Source organism: uncultured Halorubrum sp., assembly GCF_937146585.1.
Lineage (GTDB): Archaea > Halobacteriota > Halobacteria > Halobacteriales > Haloferacaceae > Halorubrum > Halorubrum miltondacostae.
Map to the genome: position 1 here is coordinate 1 of NZ_CAKZRO010000101.1, position 3,568 is coordinate 3,568.

The 3,568-nt window shown below is 72.0% G+C and carries 3 protein-coding genes; 2 read left to right on the forward strand and 1 reads right to left on the reverse strand.

Annotated features, from left to right (window positions below; translation table 11 throughout):
- Positions 1-273 precede the first annotated feature (273 nt).
- Entirely contained in the window at positions 274-1,605 is a 1,332-nt protein-coding gene (locus tag Q0116_RS08650) for a hypothetical protein (protein ID WP_297886956.1), read from the forward strand.
- Positions 1,606-1,711: 106 nt separating this feature from the next.
- Positions 1,712-2,947, forward strand: a complete 1,236-nt coding sequence (locus Q0116_RS08655; protein WP_297886958.1) for a mechanosensitive ion channel family protein — start codon at positions 1,712-1,714, stop codon at positions 2,945-2,947.
- Positions 2,948-2,981: 34 nt separating this feature from the next.
- Here the strand turns inward: Q0116_RS08655 and Q0116_RS08660 are convergent, their stop codons facing one another.
- Positions 2,982-3,500, reverse strand: a complete 519-nt coding sequence (locus Q0116_RS08660) for a hypothetical protein (RefSeq protein ID WP_297886960.1) — start codon at positions 3,498-3,500, stop codon at positions 2,982-2,984.
- Positions 3,501-3,568: the final 68 nt, after the last annotated feature.

Genomic DNA, 3,568 nt, shown 5'->3' on the forward strand with positions numbered 1-3,568 from the left:
ATCTCTGAACCCTATGAGTGCGGCGCTATGTCCAGCTAAGCCACCCGGCCTCACCTTTTCGTACCGCGATGAGACTCTTTAACCTTCCCATCCGTCGGAGGGTTGTGAACCGATCGCAGATCGGCGCGGGCGGCCGCTTCCGGCGGTGAGTCGCCGGCGGACGGATTGCGGAGCCGCGAAGTCGGGGGTCGATTCGGGCCGCGACCCGCGCGATCGGGCCGCGCTCGCGGCCGACCCAGCGGATTTATGCCGGGCGCGGCGTATCCCGGGCGTATGAGCCTTCCCGAACTGCTCGCGGGGACCGTCGGCGACGAGGACGTCGTCGCCGAGGTGCCGCTGGGCGGCGACGATCGACTCGCGGTCACGCCCACCCGGACCCTCGTCTACCGCGGCGACGGACTCCTGTCGGACGAGTCCGTCGACGAGTACGGCCACGACGTCGAGCGGATCGACGTCTCCACGGGCCGCCGCAAGGCGAAGATCACCCTCGGCTACGGCCTCGACGGCGACGAGACGCTCTCGGTCCCGAGCAAGCGCGTCGACGACGTCCTCCACCCCGTCCTCGCCGGCGTCCTCTCGGCGAGCGGCGTCACCGGCGCCGGCGAGACGGTCGTCCGCACCTTCCGCTTCTCGGAGCTCACCCTGATCGTCACCAGCGAACGACTGGTCAAACACGTCGGCTCGGCCGTCTGGGACCCCGAGTTCGAGGAGTTCCACTACTCGGACCTCACCGGCCTCGACTTCGAGGAGGGGACCGTCGCCACCGCGGTCGTCCTCGTCCACGACGGCCGCTCCGAGCGGTTCAAGGCGCCGAACGAGTCGGCCCGCGCGGTCCGGGAGACGCTCGCCGACGCGGTGTGCTCGTTCCACGACGTCGCCAGTTTGGAGGAGTTCCGCGTCGCGGCCGCCGAGGCCGAGGAGCCGGAACCGGAGGCCGACCGGAGCGGCACGACCGACTTCGGCGAGGGCCCCGACCCGCTCTCGGCGTCGCCGGCCGCCGACGCGGAGGCCGACGCCGAGGGGCCGGGCGTCGAGTCCGGCGGCGCGGCCGATCCGACCGCCGGGGCCGGGCCGCCGTCGGAGACCGACCCGACCCCCGAGACCGACGTAGTCGGGGAATCGGCCGCCGAGTCGACGCAGCCGACCGAGACTGACGACGACCCGCTGGGCGGGGACCCGCTCGCGCCGGACGCGACCGTCGACGACGCGACGGCGGATCCCGCGGAGGGCGCGCCCGCGACGGAGTCTTCGGGAGCGGACGCGGCGGCGGATCCGCTCGACGCGGAGGCCGCCGGGACCGCACCGGCCGCGGGCGAGGTCGATCGGGAGGCGGGCGACGAGACCCCTGTCGAGGCCGATGCGCTCGAGACGGACGCGGCAGCCGGCGATCCGATCGACGACGCCGTCGCGCCCGACGCCGACGCGGCCGTTCCGGAGGACGACGCGTTCGACGGGTCGCCGTTCGAGAGCGCCGGCGTCGAGGACGCGGACCTCGCGAGCGAGGTCGCCGCGCTGCGACGGACCGTCGAGACGCAGTCTGAGCGTCTCGACCGGCAGTCGGCGCTCATCGAACAGCTCATCGAGGAGCTCCGCCGCGGCCGGTGACCGGGACCACGGTGGTCGCAGATCGGCCTTCCGCGGCGGGGCGTCCGATTCTCTCGCCTGAGACTCGCGTCGGATCGGTTAACCGATGGGCGGCGAACGTGTGACCGTGATAGGCGGACTGGGAACCCGGGTCGGCGCGGTGTTGAGCGACATCTCGAGCACGGAGGGGCGGCTGGCCGTCACCGCCGCCATCGCCCTCGCGACGCTCGGAGTCGGTTGGCTGCTGTTGCCGCGGGCCGTCCGCGCCGGCGAGCAGACGCTCGCCGACTGGCTCGGGCGGCTGCTCGACGACCGGCTGTCGGAGTCGACGGAAGGCGCGCTGGAGACGCTGCGCGAGGGGATCCCCGCGTCGTTCCTCCTGCGGCTCGCGGTCGGGCTCCTCCAGCTCGCGCTGTTCGCGCTCGCGGGCGTCGCCGTCCTCACCCTCTGGGGACGGTTCGAGCTCGTGGTCGCGGTGCTGCCGGTCGCGGAGAACGCGGTCCGGGTCGGCGGGCAGGTGATCGCCTCGGTGGTGCTGCTCGGCGGCGCGTACGTCGTCAGCGACGTGGTCGAGACGTACGTCGAGGAGCTGTCGGCGGACAGCGACCGGATCACCGCCCACCAGGAGCAGCTCCTCACCCGGCTCGCACAGGTCGGGCTGCTCGTGCTCGCGGCGATAACCGTCCTCGGGATCTGGGGCGTGAACCTCGGCGGCCTCCTCGTCGGGGCCGGCTTCCTCGGGATCGTCCTCGGGATGGCGGCCCGGCAGACGCTGGGGTCGCTCATCGCCGGCTTCGTGCTGATGTTCGCGCGACCGTTCGAGATCGGCGACTGGGTCGAGATCGGCGACGAGGAGGGGTTCGTCACCGACATCACGATCATGAACACCCACATGCGGAACTTCGACGGGGAGTACGTCGTGGTGCCCAACGACCTCGTCGCCAACCAGGCGATCACGAACCGGAGCCGGGAGGGCCGCCTCCGGATCCACATGGAGGTCGGGATCGGGTACGACGACGACCCCGACGAGGCCAGCGACATCGCCGAGGAGGTCCTCGGGGACGTCGGCGTCATCGCGAACAATCCGCAACCGTACGCGATCCCGTCCGGGTTCGGCGACTCGGCGATCCTGCTCGACTTACGCTTCTGGATCGACCCGCCGACCCCGCAGGCGCGGTGGCGCTCGAAGGCCCTCGTCGTCGAGCGGATCCAGGAGCGCTTCGCCGACGCCGGCATCTCGATCCCCTACCCGCAGCGGACCGTCTCGTACCCGCCGGAGAAGGCGGCGGCGGACGAGACGGTCGAGCGCGTCGAGCGGGCCGACGGGAACGGCGACGGGCGACGGCGAGACGGTCCCCTCTGAGGTCGCTTCGGTCGAGAACGAGCGCCCGCGGGGACTACCGGTCCGACGGGCCGGTGTAGCCGCTCGGGAGCTCCGTCCCCCGACCGGTGAACAGCCGCTCGAACCGCTCGATCTTCTCTAACACGTAGCTGAGCGCCGCGGTGAGCGAGTCCGCGCCGATCGACAGCAGGTGGCGCGCCCCCTTCGTGCGGTCGGCGTGGTAGAAGCTGATCTCCCCTTCCGGCTCGGTGTTCCGCTCCGGCATCACCACCAGGTCCTGTCTGGTGGGGCCGTGCCGGAAGACGAGCACGTCCGTGAGCGAGTCCGCGCCGTAGGTGACCACGTCGTGGAGGACGCTCCACTTCGGCGGCGTCTCCTCGGCGATCGCGTCCGCGTCGACGACGTTTCGCATCGTCGTGGCGGTCGAGACGCGCTCCAGGGCCGACCCGCGTCGGCTCCGAAGCCACGCGAGCAGCCGCTCGACGAGGTCGCGGAAGCCGTCCGGTCCCGAGAACCGGCCGGCCGACCGCTCCTGCGGCAGCGACCCTCGCGTCACTTCGGTCCGCTCTCCCATGGGTGTACCCCCGGGCCCATCACGGTAATAGATACCGGTCGGAGACCCCGTCGACCGTCTCGAGCGCC

What these genes read in the sequence shown, in the direction of transcription:
- Q0116_RS08660 (WP_297886960.1), bottom strand. Translation starts at nt 3,500, where the DNA reads ATGGGAGAGCGGACCGAAGTGACGCGAGGGTCGCTGCCGCAGGAGCGG.
- Q0116_RS08650 (WP_297886956.1), top strand. Translation starts at nt 274, where the DNA reads ATGAGCCTTCCCGAACTGCTCGCGGGGACCGTCGGCGACGAGGACGTC.